Genomic DNA, 22,004 nt, shown 5'->3' on the forward strand with positions numbered 1-22,004 from the left:
AGATCCCAGCTCACTCACAGCGTACAATAGCCCTTCTTTAACAGGATGGGCTCGTATGGCTGACATAACTCTTATTAGCGGCAGCACCCTCGGCGGCGCTGAATATGTTGCAGAACACCTGGCTGAAAAGCTGGAAGATGCCGGTTTTTCTACTGAAACCCTGCACGGCCCGCTGTTAGAGGATCTTTCTGCCTCCGGGATCTGGTTGGTCATTAGCTCCACGCACGGTGCGGGAGACATTCCGGATAACCTTGTTCCTTTATATGAAGATCTTCAATCGCAAAAACCAGATCTGTCGCAGGTTCGTTTCGGCGCGATCGGTATAGGCAGTCGCGAGTATGACACCTTCTGTGGCGCTATCGAGAAGATCGAAGCTGAACTGAAGCATTCCGGAGCCAGACAGATCGGCGGAACGCTGAAGATCAATATCCTTGAACACGATATTCCGGAAGATCCGGCAGAAGCCTGGCTGGGATCCTGGATTAATTTACTCAAATAAGTGTAAAGATCGTGCGATCGTGTGTGGATAACTCTGTCAGGAACCTTGGATCAACCAGTAGTTATCCAAAGAATAACCATTGTTCAGTTTTTGAGTTGTGTATAACCCTTCATTCTGATCCCAGCTTATACGGACCAGGATCACCGATCATTCACAGCTAATGATCCTTACCAAGGTATTGATCTTAATACCGGGATCCGGCTTATCCACAGCCAATGGCGATCCTAATAAGAGATCACAATAGAACAGATCTCTAAATAAAAAAGATCTTCTTTTTAATAGCCAGGATCCCGGGGTCTTTCTCAAGCCGACAAAGTTGAGTAGAATCCACCGCCCGGGCTTCAATCCATTTTCACACCGCGTTATGCGAGGCAATTACCATGTTTTATCCGGATCCTTTTGACGTCATCATCATTGGCGGGGGTCATGCAGGCACTGAGGCCGCGATGGCCGCAGCGCGTATGGGTCAACAAACCCTGCTTTTGACACACAATATCGACACGCTGGGGCAGATGAGCTGCAACCCGGCGATTGGCGGTATTGGGAAGGGACACCTGGTAAAAGAAGTGGATGCGCTCGGCGGGCTGATGGCACAAGCAATCGACCAGGCAGGTATCCAGTTTAGGATACTAAACGCGAGCAAAGGACCGGCGGTTCGCGCTACCCGTGCTCAGGCGGATCGTGTGCTGTACCGTCAGGCGGTGCGTACCGCGCTGGAGAACCAACCCAACCTGATGATCTTCCAGCAGGCGGTTGAAGATCTGATTGTTGAAAACGATCGTGTCGTTGGCGCTGTGACCCAGATGGGGCTAAAATTCCGCGCCAAAGCGGTAGTGTTAACCGTTGGAACTTTCCTTGACGGCAAAATTCATATTGGTCTGGATAATTACAGCGGTGGCCGTGCTGGCGATCCGCCATCCATTCCGCTCTCTCGCCGTCTGCGCGAACTGCCGCTGCGCGTAAGCCGTCTTAAAACCGGCACCCCGCCGCGTATCGATGCACGCACGATTAATTTCAGCGTGCTGGCGCAGCAGCATGGCGACAACCCAATGCCGGTCTTCTCGTTCATGGGCAATGCTGCCCAGCACCCACTACAGGTGCCGTGCTATATCACGCATACCAACGAGAAAACCCATGACGTGATCCGTAATAACCTCGATCGTAGCCCGATGTATGCAGGCGTGATCGAAGGGATCGGGCCACGTTACTGCCCGTCGATCGAAGATAAAGTGATGCGCTTTGCCGATCGTAACCAGCACCAGATCTTCCTGGAGCCGGAAGGGCTTACCTCAAATGAAATTTACCCGAACGGGATCTCCACCAGCCTGCCTTTCGACGTGCAGATGCAGATTGTCCGCTCAATGGAAGGGATGGAGAACGCGAAAATCGTCCGTCCGGGTTATGCCATTGAGTATGACTTTTTCGACCCGCGCGACCTGAAACCGACGCTGGAAAGCAAATTTATCCAGGGCCTGTTCTTCGCCGGACAAATTAACGGTACCACCGGCTACGAAGAGGCTGCTGCCCAGGGCCTGCTTGCAGGGCTCAATGCCGCGCGTCTGTCCGCAGACAAAGAGGGGTGGGCACCGGCACGTTCTCAGGCCTATCTCGGCGTACTGGTCGACGACCTGTGCACGCTGGGCACCAAAGAACCGTACCGCATGTTTACCTCGCGTGCCGAATACCGTCTGATGCTGCGCGAAGACAACGCCGATCTGCGTCTGACCGAAATGGGGCGTGAACTGGGGCTGGTGGATGACGTGCGTTGGGCTCGCTTCAACGAGAAGCTGGAGAACATCGAACGCGAACGCCAGCGCCTGAAATCTACCTGGGTGACGCCTGCGGCGGAATCGGCCAACGAAGTGAATGCTCACCTTACTGCGCCGCTGTCTCGTGAAGCCAGTGGTGAAGATCTGCTGCGTCGTCCGGAAATGACCTATGCACAGCTCACGAGGCTGACGCCGTTTGCCCCCGCACTGGAAGACGCGCAGGCTGCTGAGCAGGTTGAAATCCAGGTGAAGTACGAAGGTTATATCGCTCGTCAGCAGGATGAGATTGAAAAACAGCTGCGCAATGAAAACACGCTGCTGCCTGCCACGCTGGATTACCGCCAGGTATCTGGCCTGTCGAATGAAGTGATTGCCAAGCTAAACGATCACAAGCCGGTTTCGATCGGCCAGGCATCGCGCATCTCTGGCGTCACGCCTGCCGCTATCTCCATTCTGCTGGTGTGGCTGAAAAAACAGGGTATGCTGCGCCGCAGCGCTTAATGTGTTGAACGTTGCCCGGTGGCGCATTGCTTACCGGGCAAATTAGTTAAAACAGGTAATCACCGTGCTCAACAAACTCTCACGCCTGCTGGCAGACGCCGGCATTTCGCTTACCGATCACCAGAAAAATCAGCTGATTGCGTATGTTGAAATGCTGCACAAATGGAACAAAGCGTACAACCTGACCTCTGTGCGGGATCCCAACGAGATGCTGGTTCGTCACATTCTCGACAGTATTATCGTGGCGCCGTATTTGCAGGGTGAGCGTTTTATTGATGTCGGAACTGGACCGGGGTTGCCGGGCATTCCGTTGTCCATTGTGCGTCCGCAAGCGCATTTCACCCTGCTCGATAGTCTGGGTAAACGCGTGCGTTTCCTGCGTCAGGTCCAGCATGAGCTGAAGCTGGCTAACATCACGCCAGTGCAAAGTCGCGTGGAAGAATTTCCCGCAGAGCCACCGTTTGATGGTGTGATCAGCCGGGCGTTCGCTTCACTCAATGACATGGTGAGCTGGTGTCACCACCTTCCGGGCGAGAAGGGCTGTTTTTATGCGCTGAAAGGCCAGCTACCGGAAGACGAAATAGCGTCGCTTCCTCCTGCGTTTTGTGTTGAATCGGTAGTTAAACTGCAGGTTCCGCATCTGGAAGGTGAGCGCCATCTGGTGGTGATTAAGCCAAACAAAATTTAATATTTATCAAAAAAAATAGAGAAAAATCGGTCTTTTTATTGTTAAAACACTGAGACATTTTTGCCGATATAAGTCGTTACACTTAACGCCACATTTACTGTCTATTATCAACAGGGCAACGTGGCTTTTTTGGCTAAAGACAAAATTAGTCAACACTGAAAATATCAGGCTGCTAAAAATCCAGGCGTAGAATCACTCTCGAGTGTTGAATTTTTATTAAAAATGTCAATGGTTGGTTTTTGAGATGTAATCGGTCGTTTTTAAAAGAGTGAGTGATTTTAGGCTTAAATATCAGAAAGTTGAAAAGGCATCATTTGCCAAGTAAATAAATACCGTCGGGGCGAATATGCTCAATATGTGATCTGAAGCACGCTTTAACACCAGTGTTTACGCGCTATTTGCAGTTTTGCATGATCGTTCACAGTTTGGCTAAAAGTCATAAATGTGGGCCAGGGAAAAATATTTAAACATTTATTCACCTTTTAGCTACTTATTGTTTGAAATCACGAGGGCGCACCGTATAATTTGACCGCTTTTTGATGCTTGACTCTAAGCCTCAAAGAACGTTTTATACGACACGCGGCATACCTCGAAGGGAGCAGGAGTTAAAAACGTGATGTCTGTGTCGCTCTTGAGTCGAAACGTTGCTCGTAAGCTTCTGTTCATTCAGTTTCTGGCGGTAGTAGCAAGTGGATTGCTGTTCAGCCTCAAAGACCTCTTCTGGGGCACTTCCGCAATATGCGGAGGTATGGCAGTCTTTCTGCCTAACGTGTTGTTTATGATATTTGCCTGGCGTCACCAGGCGCATACACCTGCTAAAGGCCGAGTGGCCTGGACGTTCGCCTTCGGCGAAGCCTTCAAGGTGTTAGCGATGCTGATTTTGCTGGTGGTGGCGCTGGCGGTTTTCAAGGCGGTATTTTTGCCGCTGATCGTTACGTGGGTTTTGGTGCTGGTGGTTCAGATACTGGCGCCGGCTGTAATTAACAACAAAGGGTAAAAGGCATCATGGCTTCAGAAAATATGACGCCGCAGGATTACATAGGACACCATCTGAACAACCTTCAGTTGGACCTGCGTACATTCTCGCTGGTGGATCCGCATAACCCCCCAGCCACCTTCTGGACGCTCAATATTGACTCCATGTTTTTCTCGGTGGTGCTGGGTCTGTTGTTCCTGGCTTTGTTCCGCAGCGTGGCCAAAAAGGCGACCAGCGGCGTACCAGGCAAGTTTCAGACCGCGATTGAGCTGATAATCGGCTTTGTGCATGGTAGCGTGAAAGACATGTACCATGGCAAAAGCAAGCTGATTGCACCACTGGCCCTGACGATCTTCGTCTGGGTATTCCTGATGAACCTGATGGACTTACTGCCAATCGACTTGCTGCCGTACATCGGCGAGCATATCTTCGGTCTGCCTGCACTGCGAGTGGTTCCGTCTGCTGACGTGAACGTTACCCTGTCCATGGCGCTCGGCGTATTTATCCTCATTCTGTTCTACAGCATCAAAATGAAAGGCATCGGTGGCTTCGCGAAAGAGTTGACGCTGCAGCCGTTCAATCACTGGGCGTTCATCCCTGTCAACTTAATCCTTGAAGGGGTAAGTCTGCTGTCTAAACCGGTTTCTCTCGGTCTGCGACTGTTCGGCAACATGTATGCCGGTGAGCTGATTTTCATTCTGATTGCTGGTCTGTTGCCGTGGTGGTCACAGTGGATCCTGAATGTGCCGTGGGCCATTTTCCACATCCTGATTATTACGCTGCAAGCCTTCATCTTCATGGTTCTGACGATCGTCTATCTGTCGATGGCGTCTGAAGAGCATTAATTTACCAACACTACTACGTTTTAACTGAAACAAACTGGAGACTGTCATGGAAAACCTGAATATGGATCTGCTGTACATGGCTGCCGCTGTGATGATGGGTCTGGCGGCAATCGGTGCTGCGATCGGTATCGGCATCCTCGGGGGTAAATTCCTGGAAGGCGCAGCGCGTCAACCTGATCTGATTCCTCTGCTGCGTACTCAGTTCTTTATCGTTATGGGTCTGGTGGATGCTATCCCGATGATCGCTGTAGGTCTGGGTCTGTACGTGATGTTCGCTGTCGCGTAGTAAGCGTTGCTTGAATTAAGAGCAATATCAGAACGTTAACTAGATAGAGGCATTGTGCTGTGAATCTTAACGCAACAATCCTCGGCCAGGCCATCGCGTTTGTCCTGTTTGTTCTGTTCTGCATGAAGTATGTATGGCCGCCGTTAATGGCTGCCATCGAGAAGCGTCAAAAAGAAATTGCTGACGGTCTTGCTTCTGCTGAACGCGCACACAAGGATCTTGACCTTGCAAAGGCCAGCGCGACCGACCAGCTGAAAAAAGCGAAGGCGGAAGCTCAGGTAATCATCGAGCAGGCGAACAAACGTCGCGCTCAGATCCTGGACGAAGCCAAAACGGAAGCAGAACAGGAACGTACTAAAATCGTGGCCCAGGCGCAGGCGGAAATTGATGCCGAGCGTAAACGTGCCCGTGAAGAGCTGCGTAAGCAAGTTGCTATCCTGGCTGTTGCTGGCGCCGAGAAGATCATCGAACGTTCCGTGGATGAAGCTGCTAACAGCGACATCGTGGATAAACTTGTCGCTGAACTGTAAGGAGGGAGGGGCTGATGTCTGAATTTGTTACGGTAGCTCGCCCCTACGCCAAAGCAGCTTTTGACTTTGCCGTCGAACACCAAAGTGTAGAGCGCTGGCAGGACATGCTGGCGTTTGCCGCCGAGGTGACTAAGAACGAACAAATGGCAGAGCTTCTCTCTGGCGCACTGGCGCCGGAAACGCTCGCCGGGTCGTTTATCGCAGTTTGCGGTGAGCAACTGGACGAAAACGGTCAGAACCTGATTAAGGTGATGGCTGAGAATAACCGTCTGAACGCGCTCCCGGATGTTCTTGAGCAGTTTATTCACCTGCGTGCCGCGAGTGAGTCTATCTCTGAGGTAGAAGTCACTTCCGCGAACGAACTGAGTGAAGAACAGCTTGCGAAGATTAGCGCTGCGATGGAAAAACGTCTGTCACGCAAAGTTAAGCTGAATTGCAAAATCGATAAGTCTGTAATGGCGGGCGTAATCATCCGTGCGGGTGATATGGTCATTGATGGCAGCGTACGCGGCCGTCTTGAACGTCTTGCAGACGTCTTGCAGTCTTAAGGGGACTGGAGCATGCAACTGAATTCCACCGAAATCAGCGAACTGATCAAGCAGCGCATTGCTCAGTTCAATGTTGTGAGTGAAGCTCACAACGAAGGTACTATTGTTTCTGTAAGTGACGGTGTTATCCGCATTCACGGCCTGGCCGATTGTATGCAGGGTGAGATGATTTCCCTGCCGGGTAACCGTTACGCTATCGCACTGAACCTGGAGCGCGACTCCGTGGGTGCAGTGGTGATGGGTCCATACGCTGACCTCGCCGAAGGTATGAAGGTTAAGTGTACGGGTCGTATTCTGGAAGTTCCGGTTGGCCGTGGCCTGCTGGGCCGTGTGGTTAACACACTGGGTTCTCCGATTGACGGTAAAGGTCCGGTTGATAACGATGGCTTCTCGCCAATCGAAGTTATCGCACCAGGCGTAATCGAACGTCAGTCCGTCGATCAGCCGGTGCAGACTGGTTATAAATCCGTTGATGCCATGATCCCAATCGGTCGTGGTCAGCGTGAATTGATCATCGGTGACCGTCAGACCGGTAAAACCGCGATGGCAATCGATGCCATCATCAACCAGCGTGATTCCGGCATTAAATGTGTGTACGTGGCTATCGGCCAGAAAGCGTCCACCATTTCTAACGTGGTTCGTAAACTGGAAGAACACGGCGCCCTGTCTAACACCATCGTTGTGGTAGCGACCGCGTCTGAATCTGCCGCACTGCAATACCTGGCGCCGTATGCCGGTTGCGCAATGGGCGAATACTTCCGTGATCGCGGTGAAGATGCGCTGATCGTTTATGATGACCTGTCTAAACAGGCTGTTGCTTACCGTCAGGTTTCCCTGCTGCTCCGTCGTCCGCCAGGACGTGAAGCATTCCCGGGCGACGTGTTCTACCTCCACTCCCGTCTGCTGGAGCGTGCATCCCGCGTTAACGCGGAATACGTTGAGAACTTCACCAATGGTGAAGTGAAAGGTAAAACCGGCTCCCTGACCGCTCTGCCGATTATCGAAACCCAGGCGGGTGACGTTTCTGCGTTCGTTCCGACCAACGTAATTTCGATTACCGATGGTCAGATCTTCCTGGAAACTAACCTGTTCAACTCCGGTATTCGTCCGGCGGTTAACCCGGGTATCTCTGTATCTCGTGTAGGTGGTGCTGCTCAGACCAAGATTATCAAGAAACTGTCCGGTGGTATCCGTACCGCGCTGGCACAGTACCGTGAACTGGCAGCGTTCTCTCAGTTCGCATCCGATCTGGACGAAGCAACCCGTAAACAGCTGAGCCACGGTCAGAAAGTGACCGAGCTGCTGAAGCAGAAACAGTATGCCCCTATGTCTGTAGCACAACAGGGTGTGGTTCTGTTCGCGGCTGAACGCGGTTACCTCGAAGATGTGGAACTGGCGAAAATCGGTAGCTTCGAAGCCGCTCTGCTGGCTTATGTCGACCGTGACCATGCTCCGCTGATGCAAGAAATCAACCAGACTGGTAACTATAACGACGAAATCGAAGGCAAGCTGAAAGCTATCCTCGATTCCTTCAAAGCAACCCAGTCCTGGTAACGTCTGGCGGCTTGTCTTAGGACAGGCCGCAAGGCATTGAGGAGAAGCTCATGGCCGGCGCAAAAGAGATACGTAGTAAGATCGCAAGCGTCCAGAACACGCAGAAGATCACTAAAGCGATGGAGATGGTCGCCGCTTCCAAAATGCGTAAATCGCAGGATCGCATGGCGGCCAGCCGTCCTTATGCAGAGACCATGCGCAAAGTGATTGGTCACCTTGCGAATGGTAATCTGGAATATAAGCACCCGTACCTGGAAGAACGCGACGTTAAACGCGTGGGCTACCTGGTGGTGTCGACTGACCGTGGTCTGTGCGGTGGCTTGAACATTAACCTGTTCAAAAAGCTGCTGGCGGATATGAAAACATGGTCCGATAAAGGCGTTCAGTGCGATATCGCAATGATCGGCTCTAAGGGCGTGTCTTTCTTTAATTCCGTTGGCGGTAATGTGGTTGCGCAGGTAACCGGTATGGGGGATAACCCTTCCCTGTCCGAACTGATCGGTCCGGTTAAAGTGATGCTGCAGGCTTACGATGAAGGTCGTCTGGACAGACTGTACGTTGTCAGTAACAAATTTATCAACACCATGTCTCAGGTTCCGACGCTGACTCAACTGCTGCCATTACCGGCATCAGAAGATGAAGAGTTAAAACAAAAAGCCTGGGATTACCTGTATGAACCTGATCCGAAACCGCTGCTGGATACCCTGCTGCGTCGTTACGTTGAATCTCAGGTTTATCAGGGCGTGGTAGAAAACCTGGCCAGCGAGCAGGCCGCACGTATGGTGGCGATGAAAGCCGCGACCGACAATGGCGGCAGCCTGATTAAAGAGCTGCAGTTGGTATACAACAAAGCTCGTCAGGCCAGCATTACTCAGGAACTCACCGAGATCGTCGGTGGTGCATCCGCGGTATAACCAGGTTAATTCGTAGAGGATTCAAGATGGCTACTGGAAAAATTGTCCAGGTAATCGGCGCCGTGGTTGACGTCGAATTCCCTCAGGATGCCGTACCGCGCGTGTACGATGCTCTTGAGGTTATGAATGGTAAAGAGAGTCTGGTGCTGGAAGTTCAGCAGCAGCTCGGCGGCGGTATCGTACGTACCATCGCAATGGGTTCTTCCGACGGTCTGCGTCGTGGTCTGGAAGTCAAAGACCTCGAGCACCCGATCGAAGTCCCGGTAGGTAAAGCAACCCTGGGTCGTATCATGAACGTCCTGGGTCACCCGATCGACATGAAAGGCGATATCGGTGAAGAAGAGCGTTGGGCTATCCACCGCGCAGCACCGTCCTATGAAGAGCTGTCCAGCTCTCAGGAACTGCTGGAAACCGGTATCAAAGTTATCGACCTGATGTGTCCGTTCGCGAAGGGCGGTAAAGTCGGTCTGTTCGGTGGTGCGGGTGTAGGTAAAACCGTAAACATGATGGAGCTTATCCGTAACATCGCGATCGAGCACTCCGGTTACTCCGTGTTTGCGGGCGTAGGTGAACGTACTCGTGAGGGTAACGACTTCTACCACGAAATGACCGACTCCAACGTTCTGGATAAAGTATCCCTGGTATATGGCCAGATGAACGAGCCGCCGGGAAACCGTCTGCGCGTTGCACTGACCGGTCTGACCATGGCAGAGAAATTCCGTGACGAAGGTCGTGACGTACTGCTGTTCGTCGATAACATCTATCGTTACACCCTGGCCGGTACGGAAGTTTCCGCACTGCTGGGTCGTATGCCATCAGCGGTAGGTTACCAGCCGACCCTGGCGGAAGAGATGGGGGTTCTGCAGGAACGTATCACTTCTACCAAAACCGGTTCTATCACTTCCGTTCAGGCGGTATACGTACCTGCGGATGACTTGACTGACCCGTCGCCAGCCACCACCTTTGCTCACTTAGATGCAACTGTGGTACTGAGCCGTCAGATCGCGTCTCTGGGTATCTACCCAGCCGTTGACCCGCTGGATTCTACCAGCCGTCAGCTGGATCCTCTGGTGGTTGGTCAGGAACACTACGACACCGCGCGTGGCGTACAGTCCCTGCTGCAGCGTTACCAGGAACTGAAAGACATCATCGCCATCCTGGGTATGGATGAACTGTCTGAAGAAGACAAACTGGTGGTAGCACGTGCGCGTAAGATCCAGCGCTTCCTGTCCCAGCCGTTCTTCGTTGCGGAAGTATTCACCGGTTCTCCGGGTAAATACGTTTCCCTGAAAGACACCATCCGTGGCTTTAAAGGCATCATGGAAGGCGAGTATGACCACCTGCCAGAGCAGGCGTTCTACATGGTTGGTTCTATCGACGAAGCCGTAGAAAAAGCCAAAAAACTTTAACGCCTTAATCGGAGGGTGATATGGCAATGACTTACCACCTGGACGTCGTCAGCGCAGAGCAACAAATGTTCTCTGGTCTGGTCGAGAAAATCCAGGTAACGGGTAGTGAAGGTGAACTGGGTATTTTCCCAGGGCACGCCCCACTGCTCACCGCCATTAAGCCTGGTATGATCCGCATCGTTAAACAGTTCGGTCATGAAGAGTTTATCTATCTGTCTGGCGGCATTCTTGAAGTGCAACCTGGCAGCGTGACCGTACTGGCTGATACCGCGATTCGCGGGCAGGATCTCGATGAAGCGAGAGCCCTGGAAGCGAAACGTAAGGCTGAAGAGCACATTAAGAGCTCTCATGGTGACGTGGATTACGCTCAGGCATCTGCGGAACTGGCCAAAGCGATCGCGAAACTGCGCGTTATCGAGTTGACCAAAAAAGCGATGTAACACCGGGTTGAAAAAATGAAAACCAGTCTGATTTCAGGCTGGTTTTTTTTTGCCTGTGATTTTTGTGCTGTTACGTCATCTTTCTTTATGGAGCAAAAAAAGAGCAAAAACATTAGCCTGGCGCGTTAATCGCGATATCAGGTGACATTTCAGAAGACAAAAGTCGCAGCAATGGACGAAAATGTCTCTATCTTCGTTGGGGAAAATTCGCGATTGTGTGTTTTATCCTCTGCCCATTTCACGACGAAAAAAATGTAGTATTTTCAACGTGAAACGGTATAAATTCGTTCTCAAATTACAGTCAGGGCGCGTATGTTGAATAAAGCGATGAGCGTAGTGATCCTTGCCGCAGGCAAAGGCACACGTATGTATTCCGATCTTCCAAAAGTGCTGCACACCCTTGCCGGGAAATCGATGGTTCAGCATGTCATTGATGTAGCAAATGAATTGGGCTCTTCTCAGGTGCATCTGGTCTACGGGCACGGCGGCGATCTGCTTAAAGAAAGCCTGAAAGAAGACAACCTTAACTGGGTGTTACAGGCGGAGCAGCTGGGCACCGGCCATGCGATGCAGCAGGCAGCGCCGTTCTTTGGCGATGATGAAGACATTTTAATGCTCTACGGTGATGTCCCGCTGATCTCCGTTGAAACCCTGACTCGCCTGCGTGAAGCTAAACCCCAGGGCGGCATCGGTTTGTTGACCGTCGTGCTGGACGACCCGAGCGGCTATGGTCGCATCACCCGTGAAAACGGCAAAGTGACCGGCATCGTTGAGCATAAAGATGCCAGCGAGGAACAGCGCAGGATTCAGGAGATCAACACCGGGATCCTGATTGCCAATGGCGCGGACATGAAACGCTGGCTGTCTAAACTGACCAATAACAACGCGCAGGGTGAATACTACATCACCGACATCATTGCGATGGCCTACCAGGAAGGGCGTGAGATTGCGGCGGTACATCCGGCGCGTATTAGCGAAACTGAAGGGGTAAATAACCGTCTTCAGCTCTCCCGCCTGGAGCGTGTTTACCAGTCCGAGCAGGCAGAAAAACTGCTGCTGGCGGGCGTGATGCTGCGCGATCCGGCGCGTTTTGACCTGCGCGGTACGCTCGTTCACGGGCGAGATGTTGAAATTGATACTAACGTTATCATCGAAGGCCACGTCACGTTGGGCCATCGCGTGAAGATTGGCGCGGGCTGCGTCATTAAAAACAGCGTTATTGGTGATGACTGTGAAATCAGCCCGTACAGCGTAGTGGAAGATGCCCATCTGGACGCGGCCTGCACCATTGGACCCTTTGCTCGTCTGCGCCCTGGTGCGCAACTGATGGAAGGTGCTCACGTCGGTAACTTCGTCGAGATGAAGAAAGCGCGTCTCGGCAAAGGCTCAAAAGCCGGTCACCTGACCTATCTGGGCGATGCGGAAATTGGCGACAACGTGAACATTGGCGCAGGCACCATTACCTGCAACTACGACGGCGCGAACAAGTTTAAAACCATTATTGGCGACGATGTGTTTGTCGGATCCGATACTCAGTTGGTGGCACCGGTGACCGTAGGCCATGGGGCAACCATCGCTGCCGGGACCACCGTCACCCGTAACGTGGCTGATAATGAGTTGGTCATCAGCCGTGTTCCGCAGGTGAATAAGCAGGGCTGGAAACGCCCGGTGAAGAAAAAGTAGATATTTTTGCCGGATGGCGCTTTCGCTTATCCGGCCTACGTTCAGTGATGTTTTGTTGGCCGGATAAGGCGTTGCCTGCATCAGGCCAACCCGGGTGAGGAAATAAAAATATATTTCCCCCCAGCAGTACCTATAAAAATAACCCCACTCTCTACAAGGCTCGGGGCGCCCGAAAATACGGGCATACAGGTCGAAAGACAACGACAGGCATAATGCCTTGATTCGGAATAAAAAACTATGTGTGGAATTGTTGGCGCTATCGCGCAACGTGATGTAGCTGAAATCCTTCTCGAAGGTTTACGTCGTCTGGAATACCGTGGTTACGACTCTGCGGGTCTGGCCGTGGTAGATGCACAAGGTCATATGACTCGTCTGCGTCGTCTGGGTAAAGTACAGATGCTGTCTCAGGCTGCGGAAGAACATCCGCTGCATGGCGGTACTGGTATTGCTCACACCCGTTGGGCTACGCATGGCGAACCTTCAGAAGCAAACGCGCATCCGCATGTTTCTGAACACATTGTGGTGGTGCATAACGGCATCATCGAAAACCATGAACCACTGCGTGAAGAACTTAAAGCGCGTGGCTATACCTTCGTTTCAGAAACCGACACCGAAGTAATTGCTCACTTAGTGCACTGGGAGCTGAAACAGGGCGGTACGCTGCGTGATGCTGTGCTGCGTACCATCCCGCAACTGCGCGGCGCGTACGGTACGGTCATCATGGATACCCGTCATCCAGATACGTTGCTGGCTGCACGTTCAGGTAGCCCGCTGGTTATCGGTCTGGGAATGGGCGAAAACTTTATCGCCTCCGATCAGTTGGCGCTGCTGCCGGTGACCCGTCGCTTTATCTTCCTGGAAGAAGGCGATATTGCGGAAGTGACTCGCCGTTCCGTCGCGATTTTTGATAAAACTGGCGCGGACGTGAAGCGTCAGGATATCGAATCTAATCTGCAATATGACGCGGGTGATAAAGGTATCTATCGCCACTACATGCAGAAAGAGATTTACGAACAACCGAATGCGATTAAAAACACTCTGACCGGGCGCATCAGCCACGGCGAAGTGGATTTAAGCGAACTTGGGCCAAAAGCTAACGAGCTGTTGTCTCAGGTTGAGCATATCCAGATCATCGCGTGTGGCACGTCTTACAACTCCGGGATGGTTTCTCGCTACTGGTTTGAATCTTTGGCCGGTATTCCGTGCGACGTCGAAATCGCTTCTGAATTCCGCTACCGCAAATCAGCAGTACGCCGTAATAGCCTTATGATCACGCTGTCTCAGTCGGGTGAAACGGCGGATACGCTGGCAGGCCTGCGTTTGTCGAAAGAACTGGGCTATCTGGGTTCACTCGCCATCTGTAACGTTCCGGGGTCTTCTCTGGTACGTGAATCGGATTTGGCGATGATGACCAATGCCGGCACGGAAATCGGCGTGGCGTCGACGAAAGCCTTTACCACTCAGTTAACCGTTCTGCTGATGCTGGTGGCGAAACTGGCGCGTCTGAAAGGTCTGGATGCGTCCATTGAGCATGACATTGTTCATGGCCTGCAGGCGCTGCCGAGCCGTATCGAGCAAATGCTCTCTCAGGACAAACGCATTGAAGCGTTGGCTGAAGATTTCTCTGACAAACACCATGCCCTGTTCCTGGGCCGTGGCGATCAGTATCCGATCGCTCTCGAAGGCGCGTTGAAGCTGAAAGAGATCTCCTATATACACGCAGAAGCCTATGCGGCAGGTGAGCTGAAACACGGCCCGCTGGCGCTGATTGATGCCGATATGCCGGTTATCGTTGTTGCACCAAACAACGAACTGCTGGAAAAACTGAAGTCCAACATTGAAGAAGTGCGCGCCCGTGGCGGTCAGCTGTATGTCTTCGCCGATCAGGACGCCGGTTTTGCCAGCAGCGACAATATGCACATCATTGAGATGCCGCATGTGGAAGAGGTGATTGCACCGATCTTCTATACCGTGCCGCTGCAACTGCTGGCTTATCACGTGGCGCTGATTAAAGGTACCGACGTGGATCAGCCGCGTAACCTGGCAAAATCAGTTACCGTCGAGTAAAACTCTCATGCCCTGCGAAAGCGGGGCATTTTTTTTCATTCCTGTGCTGTTTTTAATCAATTTTCCCGCCGTTTTACTGTGACAAATCGTCATCTTCAGCTACTTTTTTCAGTGTCACAAAAAGAAAATTTTCCTGAAAAGCTATTGTCATATTTTCAGTTAACTTAATGATAAACAGGAAAAAAATCATTCTGATTTAACGGAAATTTTCATTGTCATAAAACTGTCATATTTCGTACATTTAACTGTCACCTGTTTGTCCTATTTTGCTCATCGTAGCCACTTAACAATGATTTACGAAAATCTTGCAGGAGACATTATGAAAGTTATGCGTACCACTGTCGCAACTGTTGTCGCCGCGACCTTATCTATGAGCGCTTTCTCTGCATTAGCAGCAGCAAGTCTGACAGGCGCAGGTGCAACTTTTCCTGCGCCGGTGTATGCCAAATGGGCTGATACTTATCAGAAAGAGACCGGTAGTAAAGTTAACTACCAGGGTATCGGCTCCTCCGGTGGTGTTAAACAAATTACAGCGAATACTGTTGATTTCGGTGCCTCTGATGCGCCGCTGTCTGACGAAAAACTGAATCAGGAAGGCCTGTTCCAGTTCCCGACCGTGATTGGCGGCGTGGTACTGGCGGTGAACATCCCAGGTCTGAAGTCTGGCGAACTGGTGCTGGATGGTAAAACGCTGGGTGACATCTACCTGGGTAAAATCAAGAAGTGGGATGATGAAGCCATCACCAAACTGAACCCAGGCGTGAAACTGCCTTCTCAGAACATCGCCGTTGTGCGTCGTGCCGATGGTTCTGGTACCTCCTTCGTCTTCACCAGCTATCTGGCGAAAGTGAACGAAGAGTGGAAAACCAAAGTGGGCGCTGGCTCTACCGTTAACTGGCCAACCGGTCTGGGCGGTAAGGGTAACGACGGTATCGCCGCGTTCGTACAGCGTCTGCCAGGTTCCATCGGCTACGTTGAATACGCTTACGCTAAGCAGAACAACCTGGCATACACCAAACTGGTTTCTGCTGACGGTAAACCGGTTAGTCCGACTGAAGAGAACTTCGCTAACGCCGCGAAAGGCGCTGACTGGAGTAAATCCTTCGCACAGGATCTGACGAACCAGAAAGGTGATGATGCGTGGCCGATTACCTCCACCACCTTTATTCTGATTCATAAAGAGCAGAAGAAACCTGAGCAGGGTGCTGAAGTGCTGAAATTCTTCGACTGGGCATACAAAAATGGCGGCAAACAGGCTAATGACCTGGATTACGCCAGCCTGCCGGACAGCGTGGTAGAGCAGATCCGTGCAGCATGGAAGACCAATGTGAAAGACAGCAGCGGTAAAGCGCTGTACTAAATACCCGTCATACTTCGAGCCGCAGCTGTGTTGGCTGCGTTTGTTCACCCCAGTCACATAGTGAATCTATGCTCCTGGGGATTCACAAGCTTGCCGCCTTGCTGCAACTCGAATTATTTAGGGTATGGCATTACGTTAGCCAGGAAGCGCGATAAAATGCGCGCTTCCTGGCCCAAACTTAAAGAGTGATTTATGGCTGCAACCAAGCCTGCTTTTAACCCACCGGGTAAAAAGGGTGACAAAATCTTCAGCGCGCTGGTAAAACTGGCTGCGCTGATTGTGCTATTGATGTTGGGTGGCATTATTGTCTCTCTGATCATCTCCTCCTGGCCCAGCATTGAGAAATTTGGTTTCTCTTTCCTGTGGACCAAAGACTGGGACGCGCCAAACGATATCTACGGGGCGCTGGTACCGATCTACGGTACGCTGGTCACCTCTTTTATCGCATTGCTGATCGCCGTTCCGGTGAGCTTCGGCATTGCCCTGTTTCTGACCGAACTCGCGCCAGGCTGGCTGCGTCGTCCGCTGGGGATTGCGATTGAACTGCTGGCGGCAATCCCGAGTATCGTCTACGGCATGTGGGGCCTGTTTATCTTTGCTCCACTGTTTGCCACTTATTTTCAGGAACCGGTCGGTAATATCCTTTCCAACATTCCGTTTGTTGGCGCGCTGTTCTCCGGCCCGGCGTTTGGTATCGGTATTCTGGCGGCTGGCGTGATTCTCGCCATCATGATCATCCCTTACATTGCAGCTGTAATGCGTGATGTATTTGAACAGACGCCGGTGATGATGAAAGAGTCTGCCTACGGTATCGGCTGTACCACCTGGGAGGTTATCTGGCGCATCGTGTTGCCGTTCACCAAAAATGGGGTAATTGGCGGCATCATGCTGGGTCTGGGACGAGCACTGGGTGAAACGATGGCGGTGACCTTCATCATCGGCAACACCTACCAGCTCGACAGCGCATCGCTGTATATGCCGGGTAATAGCATCACCTCGGCGCTGGCGAATGAATTTGCGGAAGCGGAGTCTGGCCTGCACGTTGCGGCGTTGATGGAACTGGGTCTGATTCTGTTCGTGATTACCTTCATCGTGCTGGCAGCGTCTAAGTTTATGATTTTACGCCTTGCGAAGAACGAGGGGGCACGCTAATGGCTACGCTTGAAATGCAAACCAGCGCGGAACTGGCGGAATCCCGCCGCAAAATGCAGGCTAAGCGCCGGATGAAAAACCGCATCGCCCTGACGCTTTCTATGGCGACGATGGCGTTTGGTCTGTTCTGGCTCGTCTGGATCCTGATGTCCACCATTTCCCGTGGTATCGACGGGATGTCGCTGGCGCTGTTCACCGAAATGACGCCGCCGCCGAACACGGCGGGTGGCGGTCTGGCGAACGCCCTGGCGGGCAGTGGTCTGTTGATCCTCTGGGCAACCGTGTTTGGTACGCCGCTGGGCATCATGGCCGGGATTTATCTGGCGGAATATGGTCGCAAATCCTGGCTGGCGGAAGTGATTCGCTTCATCAATGACATTCTGCTTTCCGCCCCGTCTATTGTGGTTGGTCTGTTCGTGTACACCATTGTGGTGGCGCAGATGGAGCACTTCTCCGGTTGGGCGGGCGTGATTGCGCTGGCGCTGCTGCAGGTGCCTATCGTGATTCGAACCACCGAAAACATGTTGAAGCTGGTGCCGGATAGTCTGCGTGAAGCGGCTTATGCGCTGGGGACGCCGAAGTGGAAAATGATCTCCGCGATTACGCTGAAAGCGTCTGTCTCCGGGATCATGACCGGTATCCTGCTGGCGATTGCGCGTATCGCAGGTGAAACCGCTCCGCTGCTGTTTACCGCGCTCTCCAATCAGTTCTGGAGTACCGACATGATGCAGCCGATCGCCAACCTGCCGGTCACCATCTTTAAATTTGCGATGAGCCCGTTTGCGGAATGGCAGCAACTGGCGTGGGCCGGGGTGCTGATTATCACGCTGTGCGTATTGCTGCTGAACATTCTGGCGCGCGTAATTTTCGCCAAGAGCAAACACGGTTAACACGTTGCCGGATGGCGGCGTGCGGCCTACGGTTGAACCTATTTGTTGTAGGCCTGATAAGCGAAGCGCCATCAGGCATGATAAGGAAAAGAGTAAAATGAGTATGGTTGATACTGCTCCGGGTAAGATTCAGGTTCGTGATTTGAACTTCTACTACGGCAAATTCCATGCCCTGAAGAACATCAACCTGGATATTGCAAAGAACCAGGTAACGGCATTCATCGGGCCTTCTGGCTGCGGTAAATCGACGCTGTTGCGTACGTTCAACAAGATGTTTGAACTCTACCCGGAACAGCGTGCGGAAGGTGAAATTCTGCTCGATGGTGACAATATTCTCACCAATACCCAGGATATCGCCCTGCTGCGTGCCAAAGTCGGGATGGTGTTCCAGAAGCCGACGCCGTTCCCGATGTCTATCTACGACAACATCGCCTTTGGCGTGCGTCTGTTTGAGAAGCTGTCCCGGGCGGATATGGACGAGCGTGTGCAGTGGGCGTTGACCAAGGCCGCACTATGGAATGAAACCAAAGATAAATTGCACCAGAGCGGATATTCTCTCTCCGGTGGTCAGCAGCAGCGTCTGTGCATCGCGCGAGGTATCGCCATTCGCCCGGAAGTCTTGCTGTTGGATGAGCCGTGCTCAGCACTGGATCCGATCTCAACCGGTCGTATCGAAGAGCTGATTACCGAGCTGAAACAGGATTACACCGTGGTGATCGTGACCCACAACATGCAGCAGGCTGCGCGTTGTTCCGATCATACGGCGTTTATGTACCTGGGCGAGTTGATTGAGTTCAGCAACACGGACGACCTGTTCACCAAGCCCGCGAAGAAACAAACCGAAGATTACATTACTGGCCGCTACGGTTGATATGCCCGGGCATCTGGAGAAATGATGGACAATTTAAACCTTAATAAACACATTTCCGGTCAGTTCAACGCCGAACTGGAAAGCATCCGCACTCAGGTAATGACGATGGGCGGCATGGTCGAGCAGCAGCTTTCTGATGCCATCACCGCGATGCACAATCAGGACAGCGAGCTGGCGAAACGCGTTGTTGATGGCGATAAACACGTCAATATGATGGAAGTGGCGATTGATGAAGCCTGTGTTCGCATCATCGCCAAGCGCCAGCCGACGGCGAGCGATCTGCGTCTGGTGATGGCGATCATCAAAACCATCGCCGAACTGGAACGTATTGGCGACGTGGCGGATAAAATCTGTCGTACCGCGCTGGAGAAGTTCTCCCAGCAGCATCAGCCGCTGCTGGTGAGCCTGGAGTCACTGGGGCGTCACACCATACAGATGCTGCACGACGTGCTGGATGCGTTTGCGCGGATGGATCTGGATGAAGCAGTGCGTATCTACCGTGAAGACAAGAAAGTGGACCAGGAATACGAAGGGATCGTGCGTCAGCTGATGACCTACATGATGGAAGATTCCCGCACCATTCCCAGCGTGTTAACCGCGTTGTTCTGCGCGCGCTCTATCGAGCGTATCGGCGACCGCTGCCAGAATATCTGCGAATACATCTTCTACTTCGTGAAGGGCCAGGATTTCCGTCACGTGGGCGGCGATGAGCTGGATAAGTTGCTGGCGGGTAAAGATCCAAAAGAGTGATAAAACGTAGAAAATAAGCCGGATAAGCGTTAGCGCCATCCGGCAATTGCCCGGTGGCGCAAGCTTACCGGGCCTACAAAAATTACCGGGTAATATTCCAGCCGCGTGCTTTCCACAACGCCGGCAACTGTGCCAAATCGGTAAAAGTCGTCACTTTGGGATGTTCGATAGGCTTGTTGTGCGGATCGGCACAGAAGTAGAACACTTCCATTCCCGCATCAATCCCTGACTGCGCGCCAGCGGAAGAGTCATCGACCAGAATGCAGTTCTGTGCGTTGACGTTCATCGCTTTTGCTGCGTGGAACATCAGCGCCGGATCGGGCTTCCAGCGTTGAATATCGTAGCCGCTGTACAGTTTGTCTGGGAAATGATGCAGCATGCCCAGTTTACCCAGCGAGTGTTGCATTTTGCTGACCGGACCGTTAGAGACCACGCACATCGGCACCGTCATGCTGTCCAGCAAGGTATTCGCACCAGGGATCACTTCCAGTTCCGAGTCGAACAGGCGTGCGACCTCGGCGCGGTAGACGGGTTCTAAGTCGGCTTTGGCCAACGTCACCCCATGCTCCTCGTTAATGATATCAATGATTTCGTAGAGTTTTACGCCCTTAAAGCGTTTAAAAGTTTCTTCAAGATCGAGGGTAATACCGAATTCCTGGAACATTGCGACGTACGCGCGGGAACAGATCACTTCACTGTCGACCAGCGTACCGTCACAGTCAAAAAATACCGCTTCAATTCCGGACATGCCTTTCCCTTTTCACTAGTTTAACGTTTACGTACTGCCTGATTGTGCAACGCAATCGTTGCCGTATAAGCAAATTCAATGAAAAAAACCTCACACAATCACCCCCTATTGTCGCATTTTGGTATAGGATAGCGACGAATTTTCCCTCCTTGTTTGGAAATTGATAATGAGTCAACAACACACAACCCAGACGTCTGGTCAGGGGATGCTGGAACGCGTGTTCAAACTGCGCGAACATGGCACAACGGTACGAACCGAAGTGATCGCCGGTTTTACCACCTTCCTGACGATGGTTTACATCGTTTTTGTTAACCCGCAAATTCTGGGCGTTGCTGGCATGGACACCAGCGCCGTCTTCGTGACCACCTGTCTGATTGCCGCGTTCGGCAGCATTCTGATGGGGCTGTTCGCTAACCTGCCGGTGGCACTGGCGCCCGCGATGGGGCTGAATGCGTTCTTTGCCTTCGTTGTGGTTGGCGCGATGGGCCTGTCGTGGCAGGTCGGTATGGGGGCTATTTTCTGGGGTGCCGTCGGTCTGCTGCTGCTGACTATTTTCCGCGTGCGTTACTGGATGATTGCCAATATCCCGGTCAGTCTGCGCGTGGGGATCACCAGCGGTATCGGTCTATTCATCGGCATGATGGGGCTTAAAAACGCGGGTGTCATCGTTGCGAATCCGGAAACGCTGGTCAGCATTGGTAATCTGACCTCCCATAGCGTCCTGCTGGGCGTGCTCGGTTTCTTTATCATCGCTATCCTGGCGTCACGTAATATTCACGCCGCCGTGCTGGTATCCATCATCGTCACTACGCTGTTGGGCTGGATGCTGGGTGATGTGCACTATAACGGCATTGTCTCTGCGCCGCCGAGCGTCTCGTCGGTGATTGGGCATGTCGATCTGGCGGGGTCGTTTAACATTGGTCTGGCTGGGGTGATTTTCTCTTTCATGCTGGTTAACCTGTTTGACTCCTCCGGCACATTGATCGGCGTAACTGATAAAGCCGGTCTGGCGGATGAAAAAGGGAAATTTCCGCGCATGAAGCAGGCGCTGTTTGTCGATAGCGTCTCCTCTGTGACCGGGGCATTTATTGGTACGTCTTCCGTCACTGCTTATATCGAGTCCTCTTCCGGCGTTTCTGTTGGGGGGCGTACTGGCCTGACCGCGGTGGTGGTTGGTCTGCTGTTCCTGCTGGTGATCTTCCTGTCACCGCTGGCGGGGATGGTGCCGGGCTATGCGGCTGCAGGCGCGCTGATTTACGTCGGCGTGTTAATGACGTCCAGTCTGGCGCGCGTGAAGTGGGACGATCTCACTGAATCGGTACCGGCGTTTATCACTGCCGTGATGATGCCGTTCAGCTTCTCGATTACCGAAGGGATCGCGCTGGGCTTTATCTCTTACTGTGTGATGAAAATCGGTACCGGTCGTCTGCGTGAGCTGAGCCCGTGCGTGGTCGTTGTGGCGCTGCTGTTTGTGCTGAAGATTGTGTTTATCGACGCGCACTAAGTCCGTCAGGACATAAAAAA

At 52.4% G+C, this 22,004-nt stretch carries 21 protein-coding genes; 20 read left to right on the forward strand and 1 reads right to left on the reverse strand.

Going from position 1 to position 22,004, the window contains the following annotated elements; all coding sequences use genetic code 11:
* The first annotated feature begins 55 nt into the window (after nt 1–55).
* From mioC to phoU, 19 genes are all read left to right on the forward strand, one after another.
* The gene (mioC, locus tag AOY24_RS18665; RefSeq protein ID WP_054177150.1) at nt 56–499 is read left to right on the forward strand and encodes an FMN-binding protein MioC; all 444 of its coding nucleotides are present in this window, start codon (nt 56–58) and stop codon (nt 497–499) included.
* A gap of 380 nt (nt 500–879) precedes the next feature.
* On the forward strand, nt 880–2,769 hold the full coding sequence (gene mnmG, locus AOY24_RS18670) for a tRNA uridine-5-carboxymethylaminomethyl(34) synthesis enzyme MnmG (RefSeq protein WP_054177151.1): 1,890 nt from the start codon (nt 880–882) through the stop codon (nt 2,767–2,769).
* Nucleotides 2,770–2,833: 64 nt separating this feature from the next.
* Nucleotides 2,834–3,457 (forward strand): 16S rRNA (guanine(527)-N(7))-methyltransferase RsmG, encoded by a 624-nt coding sequence (gene rsmG / locus AOY24_RS18675; RefSeq protein WP_044256189.1) that lies wholly within the window; start codon nt 2,834–2,836, stop codon nt 3,455–3,457.
* A gap of 616 nt (nt 3,458–4,073) precedes the next feature.
* Nucleotides 4,074–4,454, forward strand: a complete 381-nt coding sequence (atpI, locus tag AOY24_RS18680) for a F0F1 ATP synthase subunit I (protein ID WP_042323565.1) — start codon at nt 4,074–4,076, stop codon at nt 4,452–4,454.
* A gap of 8 nt (nt 4,455–4,462) precedes the next feature.
* Entirely contained in the window at nt 4,463–5,278 is an 816-nt protein-coding gene (gene atpB / locus AOY24_RS18685; protein WP_042998755.1) for a F0F1 ATP synthase subunit A, read from the forward strand.
* Between the two features lie 46 nt (nt 5,279–5,324).
* Nucleotides 5,325–5,564, forward strand: coding sequence for a F0F1 ATP synthase subunit C (gene atpE, locus AOY24_RS18690; RefSeq protein WP_000429386.1), 240 nt, complete (start codon nt 5,325–5,327; stop codon nt 5,562–5,564).
* Nucleotides 5,565–5,623: 59 nt separating this feature from the next.
* Nucleotides 5,624–6,094, forward strand: coding sequence for a F0F1 ATP synthase subunit B (gene atpF / locus AOY24_RS18695; protein WP_003827022.1), 471 nt, complete (start codon nt 5,624–5,626; stop codon nt 6,092–6,094).
* 14 nt (nt 6,095–6,108) lie between these two features.
* Nucleotides 6,109–6,642 carry a F0F1 ATP synthase subunit delta gene (gene atpH / locus AOY24_RS18700; RefSeq protein ID WP_042998754.1) on the forward strand — a complete coding sequence of 178 codons (534 nt, stop codon included), beginning with the start codon at nt 6,109–6,111 and terminating at the stop codon, nt 6,640–6,642.
* Nucleotides 6,643–6,654: 12 nt separating this feature from the next.
* Complete coding sequence (gene atpA, locus AOY24_RS18705) at nt 6,655–8,196, forward strand: F0F1 ATP synthase subunit alpha (protein ID WP_054177152.1); 1,542 nt, start codon at nt 6,655–6,657, stop codon at nt 8,194–8,196.
* Between the two features lie 50 nt (nt 8,197–8,246).
* Nucleotides 8,247–9,110, forward strand: coding sequence for a F0F1 ATP synthase subunit gamma (gene atpG, locus AOY24_RS18710; protein WP_005121458.1), 864 nt, complete (start codon nt 8,247–8,249; stop codon nt 9,108–9,110).
* 26 nt (nt 9,111–9,136) lie between these two features.
* Nucleotides 9,137–10,519, forward strand: a complete 1,383-nt coding sequence (atpD, locus tag AOY24_RS18715) for a F0F1 ATP synthase subunit beta (protein WP_003023806.1) — start codon at nt 9,137–9,139, stop codon at nt 10,517–10,519.
* A gap of 20 nt (nt 10,520–10,539) precedes the next feature.
* Entirely contained in the window at nt 10,540–10,959 is a 420-nt protein-coding gene (locus AOY24_RS18720; RefSeq protein ID WP_003023809.1) for a F0F1 ATP synthase subunit epsilon, read from the forward strand.
* A 312-nt stretch (nt 10,960–11,271) separates the two neighbouring features.
* Nucleotides 11,272–12,642: a bifunctional UDP-N-acetylglucosamine diphosphorylase/glucosamine-1-phosphate N-acetyltransferase GlmU gene (glmU, locus tag AOY24_RS18725; RefSeq protein ID WP_044268158.1), complete on the forward strand. Its 1,371-nt coding sequence runs from the start codon at nt 11,272–11,274 to the stop codon at nt 12,640–12,642.
* A 237-nt stretch (nt 12,643–12,879) separates the two neighbouring features.
* Entirely contained in the window at nt 12,880–14,709 is a 1,830-nt protein-coding gene (gene glmS, locus AOY24_RS18730; protein ID WP_042998750.1) for a glutamine--fructose-6-phosphate transaminase (isomerizing), read from the forward strand.
* Between the two features lie 319 nt (nt 14,710–15,028).
* Nucleotides 15,029–16,069: a phosphate ABC transporter substrate-binding protein PstS gene (pstS, locus tag AOY24_RS18735; protein WP_044268157.1), complete on the forward strand. Its 1,041-nt coding sequence runs from the start codon at nt 15,029–15,031 to the stop codon at nt 16,067–16,069.
* Nucleotides 16,070–16,261: 192 nt separating this feature from the next.
* Nucleotides 16,262–17,221, forward strand: a complete 960-nt coding sequence (gene pstC / locus AOY24_RS18740; protein WP_042323550.1) for a phosphate ABC transporter permease PstC — start codon at nt 16,262–16,264, stop codon at nt 17,219–17,221.
* Entirely contained in the window at nt 17,221–18,111 is an 891-nt protein-coding gene (gene pstA / locus AOY24_RS18745; protein WP_042998748.1) for a phosphate ABC transporter permease PstA, read from the forward strand. Before pstC ends, pstA begins: the two co-directional genes overlap by 1 nt.
* A gap of 97 nt (nt 18,112–18,208) precedes the next feature.
* Entirely contained in the window at nt 18,209–18,982 is a 774-nt protein-coding gene (gene pstB, locus AOY24_RS18750) for a phosphate ABC transporter ATP-binding protein PstB (protein WP_042998747.1), read from the forward strand.
* Nucleotides 18,983–19,006: 24 nt separating this feature from the next.
* Nucleotides 19,007–19,732, forward strand: coding sequence for a phosphate signaling complex protein PhoU (gene phoU, locus AOY24_RS18755; RefSeq protein ID WP_042998746.1), 726 nt, complete (start codon nt 19,007–19,009; stop codon nt 19,730–19,732).
* Nucleotides 19,733–19,814: 82 nt separating this feature from the next.
* Here the strand turns inward: phoU and yieH are convergent, their stop codons facing one another.
* Complete coding sequence (yieH, locus tag AOY24_RS18760) at nt 19,815–20,480, reverse strand: 6-phosphogluconate phosphatase (protein ID WP_042998745.1); 666 nt, start codon at nt 20,478–20,480, stop codon at nt 19,815–19,817.
* A 166-nt stretch (nt 20,481–20,646) separates the two neighbouring features.
* On the opposite strand from yieH, the gene adeP reads away from it, so the two are divergent.
* Nucleotides 20,647–21,984: an adenine permease AdeP gene (gene adeP, locus AOY24_RS18765; protein ID WP_054177153.1), complete on the forward strand. Its 1,338-nt coding sequence runs from the start codon at nt 20,647–20,649 to the stop codon at nt 21,982–21,984.
* The last annotated feature ends 20 nt before the right edge of the window (nt 21,985–22,004 follow it).

This window comes from Citrobacter sp. CtB7.12, from assembly GCF_001297795.1.
In the GTDB taxonomy this organism is placed as follows: Bacteria; Pseudomonadota; Gammaproteobacteria; order Enterobacterales; family Enterobacteriaceae; genus Citrobacter_A; species Citrobacter_A amalonaticus.

Bases quoted from the DNA above. Each gene is read 5' to 3' on its own strand.
- mioC (WP_054177150.1), top strand. From the start codon at position 56: ATGGCTGACATAACTCTTATTAGCGGCAGCACCCTCGGCGGCGCTGAA.
- mnmG (WP_054177151.1), top strand. From the start codon at position 880: ATGTTTTATCCGGATCCTTTTGACGTCATCATCATTGGCGGGGGTCAT.
- atpI (WP_042323565.1), top strand. From the start codon at position 4,074: ATGTCTGTGTCGCTCTTGAGTCGAAACGTTGCTCGTAAGCTTCTGTTC.
- atpB (WP_042998755.1), top strand. From the start codon at position 4,463: ATGGCTTCAGAAAATATGACGCCGCAGGATTACATAGGACACCATCTG.
- atpE (WP_000429386.1), top strand. From the start codon at position 5,325: ATGGAAAACCTGAATATGGATCTGCTGTACATGGCTGCCGCTGTGATG.
- atpH (WP_042998754.1), top strand. From the start codon at position 6,109: ATGTCTGAATTTGTTACGGTAGCTCGCCCCTACGCCAAAGCAGCTTTT.
- atpA (WP_054177152.1), top strand. From the start codon at position 6,655: ATGCAACTGAATTCCACCGAAATCAGCGAACTGATCAAGCAGCGCATT.
- atpG (WP_005121458.1), top strand. From the start codon at position 8,247: ATGGCCGGCGCAAAAGAGATACGTAGTAAGATCGCAAGCGTCCAGAAC.
- atpD (WP_003023806.1), top strand. From the start codon at position 9,137: ATGGCTACTGGAAAAATTGTCCAGGTAATCGGCGCCGTGGTTGACGTC.
- AOY24_RS18720 (WP_003023809.1), top strand. From the start codon at position 10,540: ATGGCAATGACTTACCACCTGGACGTCGTCAGCGCAGAGCAACAAATG.
- glmU (WP_044268158.1), top strand. From the start codon at position 11,272: ATGTTGAATAAAGCGATGAGCGTAGTGATCCTTGCCGCAGGCAAAGGC.
- glmS (WP_042998750.1), top strand. From the start codon at position 12,880: ATGTGTGGAATTGTTGGCGCTATCGCGCAACGTGATGTAGCTGAAATC.
- pstS (WP_044268157.1), top strand. From the start codon at position 15,029: ATGAAAGTTATGCGTACCACTGTCGCAACTGTTGTCGCCGCGACCTTA.
- pstC (WP_042323550.1), top strand. From the start codon at position 16,262: ATGGCTGCAACCAAGCCTGCTTTTAACCCACCGGGTAAAAAGGGTGAC.
- pstA (WP_042998748.1), top strand. From the start codon at position 17,221: ATGGCTACGCTTGAAATGCAAACCAGCGCGGAACTGGCGGAATCCCGC.
- pstB (WP_042998747.1), top strand. From the start codon at position 18,209: ATGAGTATGGTTGATACTGCTCCGGGTAAGATTCAGGTTCGTGATTTG.
- phoU (WP_042998746.1), top strand. From the start codon at position 19,007: ATGGACAATTTAAACCTTAATAAACACATTTCCGGTCAGTTCAACGCC.
- yieH (WP_042998745.1), bottom strand. From the start codon at position 20,480: ATGTCCGGAATTGAAGCGGTATTTTTTGACTGTGACGGTACGCTGGTC.
- adeP (WP_054177153.1), top strand. From the start codon at position 20,647: ATGAGTCAACAACACACAACCCAGACGTCTGGTCAGGGGATGCTGGAA.